General features: G+C 31.4%; 19 protein-coding genes. 16 read left to right on the plus strand and 3 right to left on the minus strand.

Going from position 1 to position 17,144, the window contains the following annotated elements:
* The first annotated feature begins 69 nt into the window (after nt 1-69).
* The 4 genes from ACUL40_RS05110 to ACUL40_RS05125 all read left to right on the plus strand — a co-directional run bounded on the left by ACUL40_RS05110 (nt 70) and on the right by ACUL40_RS05125 (nt 3,807).
* Nucleotides 70-771, plus strand: coding sequence for a CsxC family protein (locus tag ACUL40_RS05110; protein WP_001294984.1), 702 nt, complete (start codon nt 70-72; stop codon nt 769-771).
* Between the two features lie 125 nt (nt 772-896).
* A complete protein-coding gene (locus ACUL40_RS05115) occupies nt 897-1,754 on the plus strand; it encodes a BC_2427 family protein (protein ID WP_000795507.1) in 858 nt (285 codons plus the stop codon).
* 408 nt (nt 1,755-2,162) lie between these two features.
* Entirely contained in the window at nt 2,163-2,951 is a 789-nt protein-coding gene (locus ACUL40_RS05120; RefSeq protein WP_001001285.1) for a sulfotransferase family 2 domain-containing protein, read from the plus strand.
* An 85-nt stretch (nt 2,952-3,036) separates the two neighbouring features.
* On the plus strand, nt 3,037-3,807 hold the full coding sequence (locus ACUL40_RS05125; RefSeq protein ID WP_000021617.1) for a sulfite exporter TauE/SafE family protein: 771 nt from the start codon (nt 3,037-3,039) through the stop codon (nt 3,805-3,807).
* 39 nt (nt 3,808-3,846) lie between these two features.
* Here ACUL40_RS05125 and ACUL40_RS05130 read toward each other — a convergent pair whose 3' ends face one another.
* A complete protein-coding gene (locus ACUL40_RS05130; protein ID WP_044128302.1) occupies nt 3,847-4,569 on the minus strand; it encodes a sulfotransferase family protein in 723 nt (240 codons plus the stop codon).
* Nucleotides 4,570-4,859: 290 nt separating this feature from the next.
* Here ACUL40_RS05130 and ACUL40_RS05135 point away from each other — a divergent pair, with 290 nt between their 5' ends.
* The 4 genes from ACUL40_RS05135 (at nt 4,860) to ACUL40_RS05150 (ending at nt 8,402) form a co-directional block, all read left to right on the plus strand.
* The gene (locus ACUL40_RS05135) at nt 4,860-6,542 is read left to right on the plus strand and encodes an RNaseH domain-containing protein (RefSeq protein WP_142244345.1); all 1,683 of its coding nucleotides are present in this window, start codon (nt 4,860-4,862) and stop codon (nt 6,540-6,542) included.
* A 207-nt stretch (nt 6,543-6,749) separates the two neighbouring features.
* Nucleotides 6,750-7,517, plus strand: a complete 768-nt coding sequence (locus tag ACUL40_RS05140) for a DUF3959 family protein (RefSeq protein ID WP_445422857.1) — start codon at nt 6,750-6,752, stop codon at nt 7,515-7,517.
* A gap of 143 nt (nt 7,518-7,660) precedes the next feature.
* Complete coding sequence (locus tag ACUL40_RS05145; RefSeq protein ID WP_000905568.1) at nt 7,661-8,077, plus strand: DUF3995 domain-containing protein; 417 nt, start codon at nt 7,661-7,663, stop codon at nt 8,075-8,077.
* 121 nt (nt 8,078-8,198) lie between these two features.
* On the plus strand, nt 8,199-8,402 hold the full coding sequence (locus ACUL40_RS05150; RefSeq protein WP_000878369.1) for a hypothetical protein: 204 nt from the start codon (nt 8,199-8,201) through the stop codon (nt 8,400-8,402).
* A 328-nt stretch (nt 8,403-8,730) separates the two neighbouring features.
* Here the strand turns inward: ACUL40_RS05150 and ACUL40_RS05155 are convergent, their stop codons facing one another.
* A complete protein-coding gene (locus ACUL40_RS05155; RefSeq protein ID WP_000362067.1) occupies nt 8,731-8,943 on the minus strand; it encodes a hypothetical protein in 213 nt (70 codons plus the stop codon).
* Between the two features lie 209 nt (nt 8,944-9,152).
* Between ACUL40_RS05155 and ACUL40_RS05160 the strand changes: the two genes are divergently transcribed.
* From ACUL40_RS05160 to ACUL40_RS05185, 6 genes are all read left to right on the plus strand, one after another.
* Nucleotides 9,153-10,157 (plus strand): DUF1835 domain-containing protein, encoded by a 1,005-nt coding sequence (locus ACUL40_RS05160; protein WP_000565681.1) that lies wholly within the window; start codon nt 9,153-9,155, stop codon nt 10,155-10,157.
* Nucleotides 10,158-10,302: 145 nt separating this feature from the next.
* A complete protein-coding gene (locus ACUL40_RS05165; RefSeq protein ID WP_000282687.1) occupies nt 10,303-10,707 on the plus strand; it encodes a hypothetical protein in 405 nt (134 codons plus the stop codon).
* Nucleotides 10,708-10,866: 159 nt separating this feature from the next.
* Nucleotides 10,867-12,102, plus strand: a complete 1,236-nt coding sequence (locus tag ACUL40_RS05170; protein ID WP_000062122.1) for a cytochrome P450 family protein — start codon at nt 10,867-10,869, stop codon at nt 12,100-12,102.
* A 267-nt stretch (nt 12,103-12,369) separates the two neighbouring features.
* The gene (locus ACUL40_RS05175) at nt 12,370-13,653 is read left to right on the plus strand and encodes an MFS transporter (RefSeq protein ID WP_000106401.1); all 1,284 of its coding nucleotides are present in this window, start codon (nt 12,370-12,372) and stop codon (nt 13,651-13,653) included.
* Nucleotides 13,643-14,275 (plus strand): Vat family streptogramin A O-acetyltransferase, encoded by a 633-nt coding sequence (locus ACUL40_RS05180; protein ID WP_060852101.1) that lies wholly within the window; start codon nt 13,643-13,645, stop codon nt 14,273-14,275. The genes ACUL40_RS05175 and ACUL40_RS05180 overlap by 11 nt, the downstream gene beginning before the upstream one ends.
* 70 nt (nt 14,276-14,345) lie before the next feature.
* Nucleotides 14,346-14,501, plus strand: a complete 156-nt coding sequence (locus tag ACUL40_RS05185) for a DUF1540 domain-containing protein (RefSeq protein ID WP_000046095.1) — start codon at nt 14,346-14,348, stop codon at nt 14,499-14,501.
* Nucleotides 14,502-14,603: 102 nt separating this feature from the next.
* Here ACUL40_RS05185 and ACUL40_RS05190 read toward each other — a convergent pair whose 3' ends face one another.
* Nucleotides 14,604-15,101: a PadR family transcriptional regulator gene (locus ACUL40_RS05190; protein ID WP_000289127.1), complete on the minus strand. Its 498-nt coding sequence runs from the start codon at nt 15,099-15,101 to the stop codon at nt 14,604-14,606.
* A gap of 140 nt (nt 15,102-15,241) precedes the next feature.
* On the opposite strand from ACUL40_RS05190, the gene ACUL40_RS05195 reads away from it, so the two are divergent.
* Together ACUL40_RS05195 and ACUL40_RS05200 are read left to right on the plus strand one after the other, a co-directional pair.
* Entirely contained in the window at nt 15,242-16,456 is a 1,215-nt protein-coding gene (locus ACUL40_RS05195) for a cytochrome P450 (protein ID WP_000168020.1), read from the plus strand.
* Nucleotides 16,457-16,565: 109 nt separating this feature from the next.
* Nucleotides 16,566-17,144, plus strand: a complete 579-nt coding sequence (locus ACUL40_RS05200) for a cysteine dioxygenase family protein (RefSeq protein ID WP_060852100.1) — start codon at nt 16,566-16,568, stop codon at nt 17,142-17,144.

A 17,144-nucleotide genomic window follows, 5' to 3' on the forward strand; every position in this document is an offset into this window, starting at 1 on the left:
CATATACAGGTATTATGAGTTTGAAAATTTTATAAACTCTAAAATCTTATAAAAAGAGGAGCATAAAATATGAGCGAACAATGTCCAATTAATGTACCATGTCAGGTAGCAGGGCAAACCCAAACACCATTAAGTGATGAGACTGCAACACCAATTGTTACTCCAGGAGCACCCATTGTAAAGATTCCAGTTGTATTAGCTGAAAGAACGCTTCAAATTGTTGTAGAGTCCGATATTTCATTAGAGCCTCCAGCAGTTGAAATTAAACGCATATTAAAAAACGTATTTTTAACACAATGTAAGTTAGTGCCTGTAGCATTTGTACCAGTACCAGGTACACCTTACCGACGAGTTACAAGAGCAAAATTATTTGTACAAGGCTATATTCGTAAAAATATTGAATATGCAAATAACGAGTGTAATGGAGTTCTATATGATCGTATTGCAAATGTTCCATTTTCTGGTTTTGCAGATCTGACAGAAGGTGATTTTCTATCATTAGCTTTAGTAGCTTCTTCTTCGGACACTACTTCTCATTTTATAAATCCTAAAAACGGTGATTTACCACGTCTAGATAAATATTTCTTTGAAAATGCAGTTTTTTATAACGAACAACCATATTGTGAATTAGTAAGCGCTCAATTTTTTGAATTAGACTTTTCACCTTGTTCTACAGAGCTAAACGAACCATTTGATACGCTTCGTGAAAAAATTGTACTAGATCTTACTTTAAAAGTTTTACAAGTACAACAAGTACAAGTAGCACTATAAAAATAAAAAGAAATTGTCTTTTTAACAAAGACAATTTCTTTTTATTTTTATACAACATATATAATGATGAAATGGTCACATATAAAAAACAAATTTTTTGAATTTCATCAGACGGGGGGATGGTGATGAAAAATCCATGGATTGGTAAGGGAATATGGGATGAAATTTACAAGTATAAAAACCTGAATATACAAGATAATTTACACGAAAAAAGAGGTGAAAAAGAAGAAGTACCACCTGAATTAAAGGAAGAAGGTCAAGCGTCTGGATCACAAATAGGGCCTTTAATACGCTCACTGGTGGTCAAAACTCCATTTTCTATTTTTTCAGAAGTAACTAGTTTTAAAATATTTCCAAAAATAAATGTAAAAAATCAAGAAGCATTTGTATTTAGGAATGAAAAAGGTGTAGAAGGGCGTGAATTAGATTGTAAGTTATTAAATACAGTGCAACAATATCATTCGGATAGTTATTGTAAGTTAGTTTCTTTAAATCTTCATGAGAAGAGAGTTCATTTTGAATTATATAACAAAAAAAATAAAGGGAATAAAGAAGAGAATAAGGTAGAGGCATCTTCATGGATTCCTATTCACAGTATAATATTAGAGAGTGAAAATGGGGAAGACGTAAATAATTTTATTACAGCGAAACTACCAATAGAAATAGGAAGATATAAAGGTGAAATTAGTTTACGAGAAAAGGTTGTATTTAAAGAAAAAGTCATAGGAATAAAAGAGGTTGAACAGGAGATTATTTTGACAAAAAACGAATTTTTAATACCAAAGGTAAAAAAGAATGGGCAAAATACACTTACAGTTGAAAAAGGGAGCTTATTGGTAGAAGGGTATATATATCAATGTATTCAATACATATCAGAACAAAGTACACTTCATGATAATGAGCATCAGTTAATACAAAATATTGTATTGGAGTTAATCATTCAAGTAATACAAGAACAAGAAGTACAAGTGCGAATTAAATAAAAATAATTATATTCCCTCGATTAGCTGATTATTTTTATTCGTAGTGTATCGATGGGTATTCTTTTGTAAATCATTCAGTGCTGCAAACTAATTGTTAAATGGTTTATCCTTGATAAATTCAATTTTACATTGTTACTAAATGGTATGAATCTCATCTGGTTTATGTTTTAAAAAAGTGCTAACACCTATACAGAATAGACATAATTTATCGCTGATATGTCGTCTTTGAAAATAGCTTTAATCAGCTAAATTACACTTATACGAAATGCTCATAAAAATAGTCTTAATATCAATAAAATTAAGTACCTTTACAGTGATATAAAAATAAACTGGTATGAGTGGGGAACATTTTATTGTTATAGTGGCAAGGAATATTATGAATAATGAAGGTAAAGGAGGGCTCTGTTGATGAATGAAGACATTAAAGCGTTAATTGAATATGGTGAACGTATTCCGCATTTTCATAAGGATTTTCCTATAATTTTATTTTGGAGCCACAGAAGTGGCTGTACTTCCCTTGCAAACTGGTTTTTCTTCCAAATTGGGTTATATGACAAAGCGATGAAATATGCACCATTTATTCACTACTATGAATCTGATATATACAAAAATAAAATTGATTATTACGTAGATTTAGAAATAGAACTCTTGGAGTTAAAAAAAGATACCATAAAGCTTGTAAGAAATCCTTATAAAAGAGCTGTAAGCTCATTTCTGATACTTTATGATAATCCTTATGCTTCGAAACAGTGGGAGGGAATTAGGGATTATTTTTATAATGATAAAAATATCCAAAAAGGAATCTCGTTCAAGCAATTTTTATACTATGTAAAGGCAATAGGACCTAAATCGAGTCAAATAGATCAACATTTCTCTCAACAATATATTGACGGGGAAGAAAAGATCATCAAACAAAATATAAAGCTAGAAAATTTTAATACAATAATTCCGAAGTTAGAGAAAAAATATGGATTACTTTCTTCTGATATATCACTCCTTACAAACTCCACACATCATAGGGCACATCAAATGATTCATAAGGGAAACTATGCAAATGAAGATATTACAAATCCTCAATTCCCTTCCTTACCAACATATCAAAGTTTTTATGATGAAGAAGCTATAAAACTTGTTTCAGAAATATTTACTGACGATTTTGAAGCATACGGATATAAGAAGAATGAAATAAATTTTTAACTAACATACCTAAATCCAGCTATATAAAGTCTCTTTAAAAATAAAAACCATTATTAAAAGCCATCAGTATGGAAGGGGGAATATAATGAGTATTTTTATTATAATGATGGGGTTAATCATAGGGGGATTAGTTGGAGCAACAGGGATAGGAGGGGCTGCATTATTAACTCCGTTTCTTCTCGTATTAGGTATAAGTCCTTCTGTAGCTGTTGGGACAGATTTAGTATATAATTCTATTACTAAAATGTTTGGAATATCCCAGCACTGGAAACAAAAAACCATCAATTTTAGATTAGTAAAATATTTAGCTATGGGAAGTGTACCAAGTGCAGTTATTGCAATAATACTTCTTCATTTTTTACCAATTCTTCACCAAAATCGCGAAGGAATTATAAAATATATGTTAGGATATGTTTTAATTCTTGCTGCAATCTCTATTATTATAAAAAACTTATTCTATAATGAAGCTTCACAGAATTTTTTTCAAAAACGTACTATAGAACAAAAAAAGAGTCTAACGATTTTTATTGGCATAATATTCGGTTTTATCGTTGGACTCACTTCGGTTGGTTCAGGTTCTTTATTTGCTATTGCAATGATATTTTTATATAAACTGAAGTCACCTGAATTAGTAGGAACAGACATTACACATGCTTTTTTATTAGTTACTGTTGCAAGCATAATAAACATAAATTTAGGAAACGTAGATTATATCTTATTAATTCAGTTACTCATAGGTTCTATGCCAGGAGTCATACTTGGTAGTAGGTTATCCACTAAAATTTCTGTAAAACCACTTCAAGTAATTTTAGCTGTTATTATTTGTATTAGTGGATTAAAGCTAATTATGATATAAAAAAGTATTTTTATATGAATAGACTTTAAAGCTATCACTTCAGTAATGCTTCAATTTTCCATCTAAAAAACTTATAACTTTATCAATATTATAATTTGCCTTTCTATCCATTCTAATATTAATCCTTTTTACAAATTTTTCTGGATTTTCTAGTAATTCATGGAAGTGAATATCTATAATATCTTTATTTTCATACTCAAGTTGTTGTCTATAAAATATAAGGTTTTTATGGTACTGATTTAAAATATCAAAGGCTCTCTGTTTAGGAATTTTATCCCTATGAATAAGAGAAAGTACGGACTCTTGTAGTGGACGCCAACTAAATATATAAGTAACGTCTGCTAAACATTCTAAAGGGGTTTTCCATATATCAAACGTTAAGCAAATTCTAGGGTCCTTTAAGCCCCATACTGGTTTAGTTTGTGTGTTTATAAAGGAGATTATATCTTGTAATAATTCAATGGGGTATTTTGTATTTTCTCTTATGGGTGGATTATCCCATGTAGTATTAACTGAATTTAGAATTTGGTCATTTAGATTTATAAAATGAATATTTTCAAAATAACCTTTGGGATTGGTAGCAGAAGGTTTTAATAAATAATCTCCCATATGTATTCCTAAAGTGTGTAATACTCCAGCCGCTGCACTAGATCCAGAACGATGAGCAGATAATATTAAAAATAATTTACTGTTATTAGTACCGTTCAAAACAGTCCCCCCATTTGATATTTTAGATATTAAATTCTTTCTTATTAGATACATTATGAAAAGGGTATTTGTTCGAGAACTTTTATTCCTTCCTTTATAATTTTTATCTTATATAGTTATCAAATACAGAGAGAAGAAACATAAAAAAGTGCTAACAAGTTTGCAAACAAACTTGCTAACACTTATACAAAATAAACATAAATTATCGCTGATATGTCACCTTCAATACTAGCTAAAATCAATTAAAACAGACTAATACGAAGCGCTCACAAAAACATTCTTAATATCAAGAATATAATCACCCAGATATTCCTTTACTTTTAAGACGGAAACGAGGCATTATATTGATTTCTACCTCAGAGTTTGCGTCAAATAATAAAAAAATACGGTTTGTAAAACTAAAAATACAACAAGCTACAACCGGCATGAAATGGATTAAGATATTTAGAAATTTAAAAGATGATTTTCAAATAGGGGGAGAGGTGGATTTAGACCATATTCTCCAATATCCGAAAGATTATATTGTAGGAGAAAATAAAAGGGTGTTATTTCCATACAATGAGAGAATTTATAAAGTTCAAGGTACTAAAATAGAACCGGGTATAACAGTAAAGGAAAGAGAGTATTTATTTAAAGAATTTCAGCGTAAATTCTCTTATTTCACAATACTTCCAGAATGTAAAAAGGTAGCTACAAATAACAAAAATGAATTATTTCCTTTATTTGCCCCAAAAGGATTAGAGACATTAACATTAGAAGTTTGGTCTGAAGATATAGTGTTGGAAATAGAACAAACATTACTTGAGAGTCAAATTGTTTTGACTAAAGTTGGTGAAAATTCTTATGTATTGAATACAGATTTTCCAGTGTTATTAAAGATTGTGAGATACAATATTGAAAAGGTGTTACAAAATCCATATAAAATGCAATATTGCCAAAAATATAAAACAAATCTTGTAGATGATGTTACGAAAGCTGTCTATGCTACCGCGGGCGAGCGCAGTGATGCGACATTAGCATTAATCGCATTGAAAAATTGTGATGGACGAGAAAAAATTGATCCAAAACAAATCATTAGAGAGGGATTTGCACGAGCAAACCGTATTTCAACATTTATTAATTTATTTATAGGCCAAAGTGTATCTCGTAAAACAATTGTAAATAGTGTTTTTAGTTTATTAGAGCAAAAAGGATTTTTGAAGCGTAGTTGGAATAAGATAAATTTACCTTGTATATACGTTAACTTATCAATTGAACGAATATCGAAATTTGATTTCTTACCTATTCTTTCAAAAATAAAAGGAAAAGAAATTTTATATAAATTATATGGGAATACAGAATGGCAAACGATTGATTACGTATTATTAAATATAAATAAACATAATGCATTTTTACCACAACCATCAAAGAGAAATGATATGGGAGTTCTTTTTAAACAATATGTTTCCGAAACATTAATGGAAATTGTACAATATGCAAAAGAACAAAATGAACAAGTTTATTTCATTGTAGATGCAAATTTGAGAAGGTATTGGATAAAAGAGTTACAAAATAAAGAAATTAATACAGATATTTTACCTGATATTGTTCCAGAGGTGTTAAAGGTTCCAAATTTAAATATTATTAGAATAAATACAGGTTTTGATGTACCAAGTTACGGTGTAATAGAATCTGATGATGCTCTAGATAGCATTGGCTTATATACAGATCAAAAAGGGATGTATTATAGCACTGGTGAATATTCACTTAATTGTAGTGGGATTTTTCAGCGATATATACTTGAAATTCTACCATTAGGTGTAAAACCTGTAGAAAGGGATTATATCGCTAAAATGATACATTACATGTGCTGTAATTCTAGTATGCTTTCGAAAAAGAATGTACACATTACATATTCCATGCATATGGAAAAAGTAATAAAGAGTTATATTACTGACATAGATGCAAGAGAGTTTAAAGAATTTGATGATGAATTGGATGTAGATGTAGTAAAAGTAGAAAAGAAAGATTCAATTATTCTACTTTAAATACTAGTAAACAAATCCTGCTCGTTATATCGATCAGGATTTGTCATTTTTTTATGTAAATAAGGATATCCTTTGTCAAGTATCTTTTCGTTTACATATTTACTTTATGTGCAGACAGGATTAATATGTTTTTTAGAAATACAAAAACTATTTCATATGGAAAAACGATTTTTATTAATTGAAAAAATTTGAAAGGAATGGGGAATTGTGAAGAAATTAGATGTGCTCTTAATGCTACTGAGCGGCCTCTTTCCAATTGCAGGACTTACAAAGCAAATCCCTCTAGAACAATCTATATATATTGGAGGGCTTTTATTTTTTACTAGTTTCGGTAGTTATTTTGCTAAAAAGATGTATTCACGTATATGCAGTTGGATAGCGTATGCGCCATTTATAACACTACTGTTAGTTATTTGGCATCAAGATATTGCAACAAGCTCAATCATAGCAAATGCGAAAATTGCTGCATGTGTCGCGTTAATTCCATGTTTATTCCGTTTTCGTACATATGGACTTACTTTGGGCTTATTCTCATTATGGGCCGCTTTACTATGGGATATAAAAGAAGTACAGTCGTTAGTCATACTTGAACGCATAATGAGTTTAATGACAAGCCATTATGTATATATATTACTATTAATTGGAGGACTTGTATTAGGAGGATTACTTGCGATGTTCATTCACCGCAAAGAGAAAGATAATAATAAAGAAAATATAAATCTACTTGGACCAAAAAAGAAACGCAAAAGATTATCAATTAAGATTCGACTTCCAAGATTGCCGAAATTAAAGATGAAACTATTTAAGTTTGGTGGGAAAGAATCTAAAAGTAAAATGCCAGAAAAGATCCATGAGTATAAGTACAAAGAACCAGTTGCAACATATGAAATGACAGAGCAAATAGATCCATACAAAGAAAATGCAGTTCAAGGTCAAACAAGGATGGAACGCCGAAGAAATAGGTATAATGCATAATGAGGTTTAATAACCCCGTAATGACTTATCTTAATATTGATAAATCATTACGGTTTTTTTATGTAATGAAATGAAGGTTGCTAATGTGGGGGGAACAGCATATTTTATAGGTGGGAACCAAAATGAAATAAGGGGAGGATAAAATGCTTATCATTACATATATATCTGCTTGTATATTATTCTTAGTTAGTTTTTTACATGTATATTGGGCTTTCGGAGGTAATTGGGGGACAAATAGTGTTATTCCAACTAAAGCAGGGGAAAAGGCGTTTACACCTCGTGCCGGAATGACATTGGTCATTGCATTATTATTAAGTATGGCAGCAATAATTTTGTTGCAACAAGCAAATATTGTTCATTTTGCAGTTCCTAATGTTATTATTCAAGTCGGTTCCTGGATTTGTATGATCGTCTTTTCTATTAGAGTAATTGGTGAATTTAACTATTTTGGTATCTTTAAACGACAAAAAGATACGCACTTTGCAAGAATGGATACCGGTTTATATATTCCACTTTGTGCATTTTTATCTTTATCTTTCTTATTAGCAATAATTTTGTGAGTGAATAATAGTAGTTTCCGTTCTCAAAATATATATAAACGTGAGAAATCTAAGAGGTAAATAAAAAGGATGTAAGCGCCTTCTTGTCGAAATGTAAATTATTATGAAAGGCGGTGACACTATGAAGTATGTAAAAGTTAGTATGAATGGTGGAAGTGAACATAAATTCTCAATGACTTTAGATCGGTTTGAAGAACTTATTACTACAGAGAATGGGATATTAGAAAATAAATTAGTATGTATTGAAAATGTAATGATTAATCCTACTAATATATCTTCTGTAGTTGAAAAAATTGGTGTACCGGCTAAGTTTATGGAAGCTTAAAATCTTTAGATAAAAAACATCCATTGAGGATGTTTTTTAATTTATAAATATGAAATTGTGCAGTGAAATTTTGAGTAGATTTTTTAGCAATGACTGTGCATATATTAAGTACCTGAACATGGTGCTTAATACATGCACGAAATAATAAGCACAAGCATATATTATGTAGTAGGACAAGATCTTCGTGTCCTACTTAATACTCAGAAAAAACCTCTAATCACATAAGAGCAGCTAATTGCAGGGTGCTCTTATTTTTTATGAAAATCTACTATGAGCCTTATTTTATAGTAGGATGCAATAATAAAGGGCTATTTTGAAATAGTGTTTTTTAGCCTTTAATTTTAAATTTATCTTTAACGTTAATAAATATTAAAAATAATATGATAGCAGAAATTAAGTTAGATAAGTAGAAATTTTGATGAAACAGTAGTTCAAAGATGACATCGAAAGTAACGAATAAGGCAATAGCAGGTAGTATGCAAATAAATATAAATCTCCAATTTTTTAAGTAATGTTTATAATTTGTAAGTACTTTATCCATAAATATAGCTCCTATATTTTTGTTTTTATATAATTATACATTTAGATACAAGGATTTTCAAAGTAAAAATATTTAGCAATTCAAAAATATAAGGAGAGCTTTTGTTGAAAATCCAGATTGCTGTAGTAATCTGGATTTGACTTTAAAGAACTATACTAAAATGATACACTATAATCTACGTTATTTTTGAAATGAATAGAGGGATTTGTGTGATAGATAAAATTAAAAATGCTGTAGAGGATATGTACGAAGATGAGGCTAAAGATTTACTTCAAAGTATTCTCATACAGTTAAACTTATTAGAAGAAAACTATAGTGAAGATACAATTAAAAATTTGATGGATATTCCGAAACAATTAACAAGTAATCCTACTTATAAAAGGAATGTAAAAGACAGTACGCACGTACATATTGCTTTTGATGATTCAACGGCTGGTTGCTTAAAATATATGTTAAGTCAAGAAGAATTATTTGAAGAGAGTGTTGTTGCTTTTTCGGAATTTTTTTCAATTGGACCGATATATAGGTTGCATACGAATGAGGGGCAACTAGCAAGACAGGAGTGGTTAATAAATAACTTAACTGCTTATGATAGTTATTTTGAAGAAGAATATTTATCAAGATTTATAGCAACTATAGAAGAACTACATACTATTCCTGTTGAAACACCTATTACAATTTGGAAGGCTGATAATGCACATGAACATGTAGGCCTAAGTTTTGTAATAGCACAATTAAAGGATAAGAAAAACATTCGAGTTATTAATACGTCTGAAGCAAGCAGAGAAATATTAAAACAAGAGTATGATATTCGTGGAACGGGAGAATTACCACCTGAAAGTTTAGCTCTATTCCAAAAAAGTTTTATAAAGTTACCTTATTTAACTGAAGAGAAGCGAATGAAGTTTGAACATGAGTGGGATAGATTATCGGAAAGCATAGAATGTTTAAGAGTGTGGAAAGAAAATGAAGTGCATTTTGTACAAGAAGATTATTTTGATCAATTTATAATTGAATGCGCGAAAAGTGTGGGTGCTGATCGAGAGTTCCTCAAAGCTCCTAGAGTAATTGGTGAAGCACTTGGTCTTGTTGAACAATTGGTTGGAGATACATTCTTAGAATATCGCTTGAAACAATTAATTAAACAAGAAGTATTTGAATTTGAAGGTTCGTTAGATGAAATGCGTTTTTATAGTGTGAAGTTAAGGAAATAATAAACACATTCTATTTTTGAAAGGCTCGTATTTTTAATAATACGAGCTTTTTAAGTTGAATTTGGGCTATACATAAGCTTCCTAGAGAGGGCATATCACATATGAATGATAAAGGTAATGAATGAAAAGAAGGTGATTTGTTAATATGTATAACCAACAAAATTATCCATATGATCAAGCGATGTATTATAATCCACAAAACTACGGGTATGAACCTACAAATGAAGTGAGAGATATTGAACAAGAAGATTACAGACCAGATGATGCGGAGGATGCTCCAACGTCACCACCACCGTCACAAGCGCCATCGTTACCGTCTACATTTGCTTCTCCAGCACAACCAGGCAATATGAAATCATGGATGTGTAACTGTTTAGGAAGATGGGGCTATTTACGTTTACATCGTCCTGGACCTTTTGGAAGGGATTTATGGTTCTTTCCGACTGAAGTGAGAAGAAACGGAGTATCAGGTTACACTTGGCAAGGTGGTCGTCGTCGTAAAGTAAGTTATCGCTATCAACAAATTAGTAATTTTATGTGCTTCGCATAAAGAGAGGTGGGAGAGTAAAATGATTGTACTCTCTCACTTTTTTATTTTTCAATATACGAAGTAAGATTTTGATTAAAAATTTACAATTTTCACGTTTTTATTAGAGTATAATGCATATGTTGGTTGGTTTTCAAAAACAAATGAGAGTGAGGGAATACAATGTCAATGAAAAACAAAGTTGGGTTAAGCATAGAGGATGGCATTAATTTAGCTTCAGCTCAGTTTAAAGAAGATGCGTATGAAATTTATAAAGAATCGCGAAAAAAACAACCTATATTATTTGTAAACCAAGTTGAAATCGGTAAAGAATGGCTCATTACTAGATATGAAGATGCTCTGCCACTTTTAAAAGATAATCGTTTAAAAAAAGATTGGACAAATGTGTTTTCTCAAGATATAAAGAACATGTATCTTTCCGTTGATAATAGTGACCACTTAACAACACATATGCTAAATTCAGATCCACCTAACCACAGTCGTTTACGATCTTTAGTTCAAAAGGCTTTTACACCGAAGATGATTGCACAATTAGACGGAAGAATTCAGAGAATAGCAGATGATTTGATAAGTGATATAGAGCGAAAAGGTACATTAAAGCTTGTGGATGATTATTCATTTCCATTACCAATTATTGTAATAAGCGAGATGCTCGGTATTCCAAAAGAAGATCAAGCGAAATTTAGGATTTGGTCTCATGCTGTTATTGCATCACCAGAAACACCTGAAGAAATAAAAGAGACTGAAAAACAACTATCTGAATTTATTACATATCTTCAATATTTAGTTGATATTAAAAGAAAAGAGCCAAAAGAAGACTTGGTGAGTGCTTTAATACTTGCAGAGAGTGAAGGGCATAAACTTAGCGCTCGGGAACTATATTCAATGATAATGCTATTAATTGTCGCAGGACATGAGACGACAGTGAATTTAATTACAAATACGGTATTAGCACTTCTTGAAAATCCAAATCAATTACAGTTATTAAAAGATAATCCAAAACTAATTGATTCGGCTATTGAGGAAGGATTGCGTTATTATTCTCCAGTTGAGGTTACAACTGCAAGGTGGGCAGCGGAACCTTTTCAAATTCACGACCGAACAATTGAAAAAGGAGATATGGTTGTCATTGCCTTAGCTTCTGCAAACCGTGATGAAACTGTATTTGAAAACCCAGAAGTATTCGATATTACTCGAGAAAATAATCGTCATATTGCCTTTGGTCATGGTAGCCATTTCTGTTTAGGCGCTCCACTTGCGAGGTTAGAAGCAAAGATTGCTATTACTACTTTGTTTAATCGAATGCCTGAACTACAAATAAAAGGGAATCGTGAAGAAATTAAATGGCAAGGGAACTATTTAATGCGTTCTTTAGAGGAATTACCTTTAACTTTCTAGAATAGTTAAAAGGAGACATGCATACATCGAAAATGATTTACATAGAGTATGTATGTGTTATTTAAATTCGAAACGGAAGGGTGAAGACATCCCAATGATCAACTAATTCTATTTGTAAGAGATCTTCGTTAAAAAACGAAATATTCTTCTGAATAGGGTTAGTCTGTACATTTATAGAAAAGGGATGTATTTCGCTCTGCGAATATATAGTCTTTTTATATGATTTGTGCTGCCTCCTGTTCAGAACATGAAATAGGAGGCTTTTTTATGTCGACAAATGTAGTAACGAAACAAAACAATGGGGTATCACAAGTATTAAAAAATCGGTTTGTACAAGGGATTTTAGCATCAGCATTATTTTTACAAATAGGAATATGGGTTCGAAACTTTGCGGTATTACTATATGTAATGGAAATGACAAAAGGTGATGCTTTTGCTATTTCTATGATTTCAGTTGCTGAATTCGCTCCAATTTTTATTTTTTCATTTATTGGCGGTACCTTTGCTGATAGGTGGAAGCCAAAGAAGACAATGATATGGTGTGAAACGTTAAGTTCCATTTCAGTATTCGCTGTATTAATTACGCTTATGTTTGGAACGTGGAAAATTGTGTTTTTTGTGACACTCATCTCTGCAATCCTTTCACAGTTTTCACAACCATCTGGAATGAAGTTGTTTAAACAACATTTATCAACGGAACAAATTCAATTAGCGATGTCTATATATCAAACGATATTTGCAATATTTATGGTATTAGGACCAATTCTAGGGACATTTATCTTTCATAGTTTTGGAATTTATATTTCAATCATCATAACAGGTATCTCGTTTTTACTTGCGGCAGTTGTATTGTTATTTCTTCCGAAAGATCTTGAAAACGACGTAGAAAAGAAAGATATCACTCTGCTGCAGGAGATGAAGGATGGTATTAAGTATGTCAAAAAGAAAAAAACATTAACTTTGCTAGGGCTTTGTTTTATGGCTGCAGGACTAGGTATAGGATTAATTCAGCCATTAGGTATATTTATTGTGACTGAGCAGTTAGGATTATCAAAAGAGAGTTTACAGTGGCTACTAACAGTAAATGGTGCGGGAATGATTGTTGGCGGAGCATTAGCAATGGTATTTGCGAAAAATGTTGCTCCGCAAAAGATGTTAATTATCGGTATGCTTGGTCAAGCAATTGGTATTGGCATTATAGGATATTCTACAAATTTATGGGTGACACTTACGGCGCAGCTTTTTAGTGGTTTAGCTCTTCCTTGTATCCAAATTGGTATTAATACGCTTATTATTCAAAATAGCGATACCGATTTTATAGGTCGTGTAAATGGTATTTTAAGTCCGCTTTTTACCGGTTCAATGGTAGTAACGATGAGTATAGCTGGTTCATTAAAAGAGATGTTTTCATTAAGTATGATGTATGAAGGGACGGCTTTACTTTTTATAATTGGATTATTGTTTATTTTACCTATATACAATTTAAAGCCAGTAATAGCGGTAGAAAGTGAAATAAGTGGTAAAGGAAGTGCCGTACAAAATGAATCCTAATCCAAATGTTAAATACCCTATTGAAGGAAATCAAAACGTTCAATTTATAAAAAATATAATAACAAAACCTAATATACTTGTTGGTGACTATTCTTATTTTGATGCAAAAGATGGAGAAACATTTGAAAATCGAGTATTACATCATTATGAATTTCTTGGAGATCGCCTTATTATTGGAAAGTTTTGTTGTATTGCATCTGGAGTTAACTTTATTATGAACGGAGCCAATCATCGGATGGATGGATTTTCGGCATATCCATTTAATATATTTAGAAATGGGTGGGAGAAGTATACACCTAGTTTGTCTGATTTACCTTATAAAGGTGATACAGTTATAGGAAATGACGTTTGGATTGGTATGGATACAACAATTATGCCCGGAATAAAAATAGGGGATGGTGCAATCATTGCAGCTAAATCTGTTGTGACTAGAGACGTCGCACCATATACAATTGTTGGTGGAAACCCTGCAAATAAAATAAAAGAGAGATTTTCAAATGAAATAATTCAAGAATTATTGCAAATTCAATGGTGGCATTTTGATATTGAAAAAATAACTGAAAATATAGATGTGATTGTACGAGGAGATATTGAACCATTAAGAAAGCTAAAAAGGGAATAAAAAATGCATGACAAAGAGTATCATACCTCCGAATGTTGTTAATGATAATAGAACAAGGAGGTGTGATACTATGGCACAAGACGTTTTATGTGAAGTAAATAACTGTAAATTTTGGGCGAACGGTAATAAATGTAGTGCAGAGGCAATTTACGTAGTAAGTCATAAAGGTAAACATGCATCTACAACGGAAGAAACAGATTGCAAAACTTTCGATCCAGAAGTGTAAATGTTTGAAGGGTAGCCAAATCGTGGTTGCCCTTTTATTAATTATAGTATTGATAATAAATATCATTTTCATTCATTGTTTTTAACTTTTCTTGTTATTTTTTCATATTTTTTTCATAAGTGATGTAATCCAACTCAATTCATGTTCAATTCGTGATTTACTAAATTCAATGACTTCAGTAATAAAAGATGAGGTAACATCTAGAGACTGAATAGCAGTAAGCTGATTATATAGTACGTTTTGACGTACAGTCAAAATCTCTTTTCTATCCTCATAGTCAAGTTTTTCAAATAGCGCAATACGAACAAGAAATTCTGTATTGTTTGTCGCAAGTTTTTCGGGAAACTCTCGTAACATTTCAGAAAAAATTTCTTCTCCTGTTTCTGTTATATCGTACATATTTCGGTTTGGTTTTCCGACTTGTTTATGTATTTTTTTCGTTATAGCACCCATATTTTCAAAGCGCCGAAGGGCAGGATAAAGCATGTTGTGATTTAATTCGAAATTTTCACCTAAACGATTTTGAACATTTTTTTTAATTTCATATCCATGTTTTGGTCCTGTCGTTAATTCTGCTAGTAGTAAAATGTCAACGTACATAAAAATCCCCCTTATATATTTCTCAAGTTCTCTAATGAAAAATCCCCTTTGGTATATGTTAAAATAACATATGATAGTTTATACAACTTTGGACTGCCGACCTATCACTTTTATTGTAAAAGAAAAGGGAGGAAAGAACTATGGCTTCACCTGAAAATGTTATTTTAGTTCATGAAATTTCAAAGCTGAAAACAAAAGAAGAATTATGGAATCCATATGAATGGTATCGTTTGATGAGGGATAATCACCCAGTTCATTATGATGAAGAGCAGGATGTATGGAATGTTTTTTTATATGATGATGTAAATCGTGTTTTATCAGATTATCGCTTATTTTCAAGTAGAAGGGAGCGCAGACAATTCTCAATCCCTCCTTTAGAAACTAGAATAAATATAAACTCTACAGATCCACCAGAACATCGCAATGTACGTTCCATTGTTTCTAAGGCATTTACTCCAAGAAGTTTAGAACAGTGGAAACCTCGAATACAGGCTATCGCAGATGAACTTGTACAACATATCGAAAAATGTAGTGAAGTTAATATCGTTGAACAGTTTGCTGCACCTTTACCTGTTACCGTTATTTCCGATTTATTAGGAGTCCCAACAACAGATCGTAAAAAAATGAAAGAATGGTCTGATATTTTATTTATGCCGTATAGTAAAGAAAAGTTTAATGATCTGGATGCCGAGAAAGGGATAGCATTACATGAATTCAAAGCATACCTTCTACCGATTGTTCAGGAAAAGAGATATCATTTAACCGATGATATCATTTCTGATTTAATTCGAGCTGAATATGAAGGCGAAAGATTAACCGATGAAGAAATTGTAACCTTTTCATTAGGTTTACTAGCGGCTGGGAATGAAACCACTACAAATTTAATTATTAATAGCTTTTATTGCTTTTTAGTAGATTCACCTGGAATTTATGAAGAGTTAAGAAAAGAACCTAACTTAATTTTAAAAGCGATTGAGGAAGTATTACGCTATCGCTTTCCTGTTACATTGGCCCGGAGAATTACAGAGGATACAAATATATTTGGTCCTTTCATGAAAAAGAATCAGATGATTGTTGCGTGGGTTAGTGCAGCGAATTTAGATGAGAAAAAATTTTCACAAGCCTCTCAATTTAATGTACATCGAACAGGAAATGAAAAGCATTTAACCTTTGGGAAAGGTCCTCACTTTTGCTTAGGAGCACCACTTGCACGTTTAGAAGCTGAGATTGCATTAACTACCTTTATAAATGCTTTTGAAAAAATAGAGCTATCTCCATCTTTCTGTTTAGAAAAATGTATATTGGAAAATGAACAAACATTAAAATACTTACCTATTCGATTGAAAGCCAAATAAAAATCTTAACAAGGTGCATACATTTGCATCTTGTTTTTTTGTTTCTCAATTGTGAGTTTTCGGTAATTACCTTAATATGGAATTGTATAAAACGTAGAGGAGGATTCTTATGTTGACTTGTAATGGAAGTAAATCATTTCAAAAGTTTATTAAAGGTGTTACAAATCTTATGGAAAACGGTTTATTTGAAGAAGAAATAGTGTGTGGCATTGAAAAGTTACTAGAAGAACTTTTAGAAAAGAAAACATGGCTTCCGTTAGATAAACAGAAGGCCAATTTGACTCAATATGCACGACATTTATTGTATGAAGATCCGCTCAAACGTTTTGAAGTACTAGCTCTCGTATGGAAAGATGGACAATCTACACCTTTACATGATCATGACGGCACATGGGGAGTAGAAGGCGTTTTTTCAGGAAGGATTATGGTGCAGAACTTTATACAAACGAAACAACTTGGAAATTCACTTGTTTATTTAACACATACAGGAAATCTTTATTTGGGAGAAGGAGAAACAGATAAAGTAATTCCACCAGCGGATTGTCATATTCTTGAAATCAGCAAAAATGAAAGCGTTATTACGATTCATGTCTATGGAAAACGGTTAGAAAAGTTTAAAGTATATATCCCAACTGAAGAAAAAAATGTGTACATGTGTGAGACGAAATACATTAGTTATAATTCATAG

Source organism: Bacillus sp. KNSH39, assembly GCF_052656585.1.

Excerpts from the sequence above, each read along its gene's own strand:
- ACUL40_RS05185 (WP_000046095.1), top strand. The coding sequence starts at position 14,346 with ATGGCACAAGACGTTTTATGTGAAGTAAATAACTGTAAATTTTGGGCG.
- ACUL40_RS05115 (WP_000795507.1), top strand. The coding sequence starts at position 897 with ATGAAAAATCCATGGATTGGTAAGGGAATATGGGATGAAATTTACAAG.
- ACUL40_RS05165 (WP_000282687.1), top strand. The coding sequence starts at position 10,303 with ATGTATAACCAACAAAATTATCCATATGATCAAGCGATGTATTATAAT.
- ACUL40_RS05145 (WP_000905568.1), top strand. The coding sequence starts at position 7,661 with ATGCTTATCATTACATATATATCTGCTTGTATATTATTCTTAGTTAGT.
- ACUL40_RS05190 (WP_000289127.1), bottom strand. The coding sequence starts at position 15,101 with ATGTACGTTGACATTTTACTACTAGCAGAATTAACGACAGGACCAAAA.
- ACUL40_RS05125 (WP_000021617.1), top strand. The coding sequence starts at position 3,037 with ATGAGTATTTTTATTATAATGATGGGGTTAATCATAGGGGGATTAGTT.
- ACUL40_RS05110 (WP_001294984.1), top strand. The coding sequence starts at position 70 with ATGAGCGAACAATGTCCAATTAATGTACCATGTCAGGTAGCAGGGCAA.
- ACUL40_RS05195 (WP_000168020.1), top strand. The coding sequence starts at position 15,242 with ATGGCTTCACCTGAAAATGTTATTTTAGTTCATGAAATTTCAAAGCTG.
- ACUL40_RS05120 (WP_001001285.1), top strand. The coding sequence starts at position 2,163 with ATGAATGAAGACATTAAAGCGTTAATTGAATATGGTGAACGTATTCCG.
- ACUL40_RS05200 (WP_060852100.1), top strand. The coding sequence starts at position 16,566 with ATGTTGACTTGTAATGGAAGTAAATCATTTCAAAAGTTTATTAAAGGT.
- ACUL40_RS05150 (WP_000878369.1), top strand. The coding sequence starts at position 8,199 with ATGAAGTATGTAAAAGTTAGTATGAATGGTGGAAGTGAACATAAATTC.
- ACUL40_RS05130 (WP_044128302.1), bottom strand. The coding sequence starts at position 4,569 with ATGTATCTAATAAGAAAGAATTTAATATCTAAAATATCAAATGGGGGG.
- ACUL40_RS05175 (WP_000106401.1), top strand. The coding sequence starts at position 12,370 with ATGTCGACAAATGTAGTAACGAAACAAAACAATGGGGTATCACAAGTA.
- ACUL40_RS05170 (WP_000062122.1), top strand. The coding sequence starts at position 10,867 with ATGTCAATGAAAAACAAAGTTGGGTTAAGCATAGAGGATGGCATTAAT.
- ACUL40_RS05155 (WP_000362067.1), bottom strand. The coding sequence starts at position 8,943 with ATGGATAAAGTACTTACAAATTATAAACATTACTTAAAAAATTGGAGA.
- ACUL40_RS05180 (WP_060852101.1), top strand. The coding sequence starts at position 13,643 with ATGAATCCTAATCCAAATGTTAAATACCCTATTGAAGGAAATCAAAAC.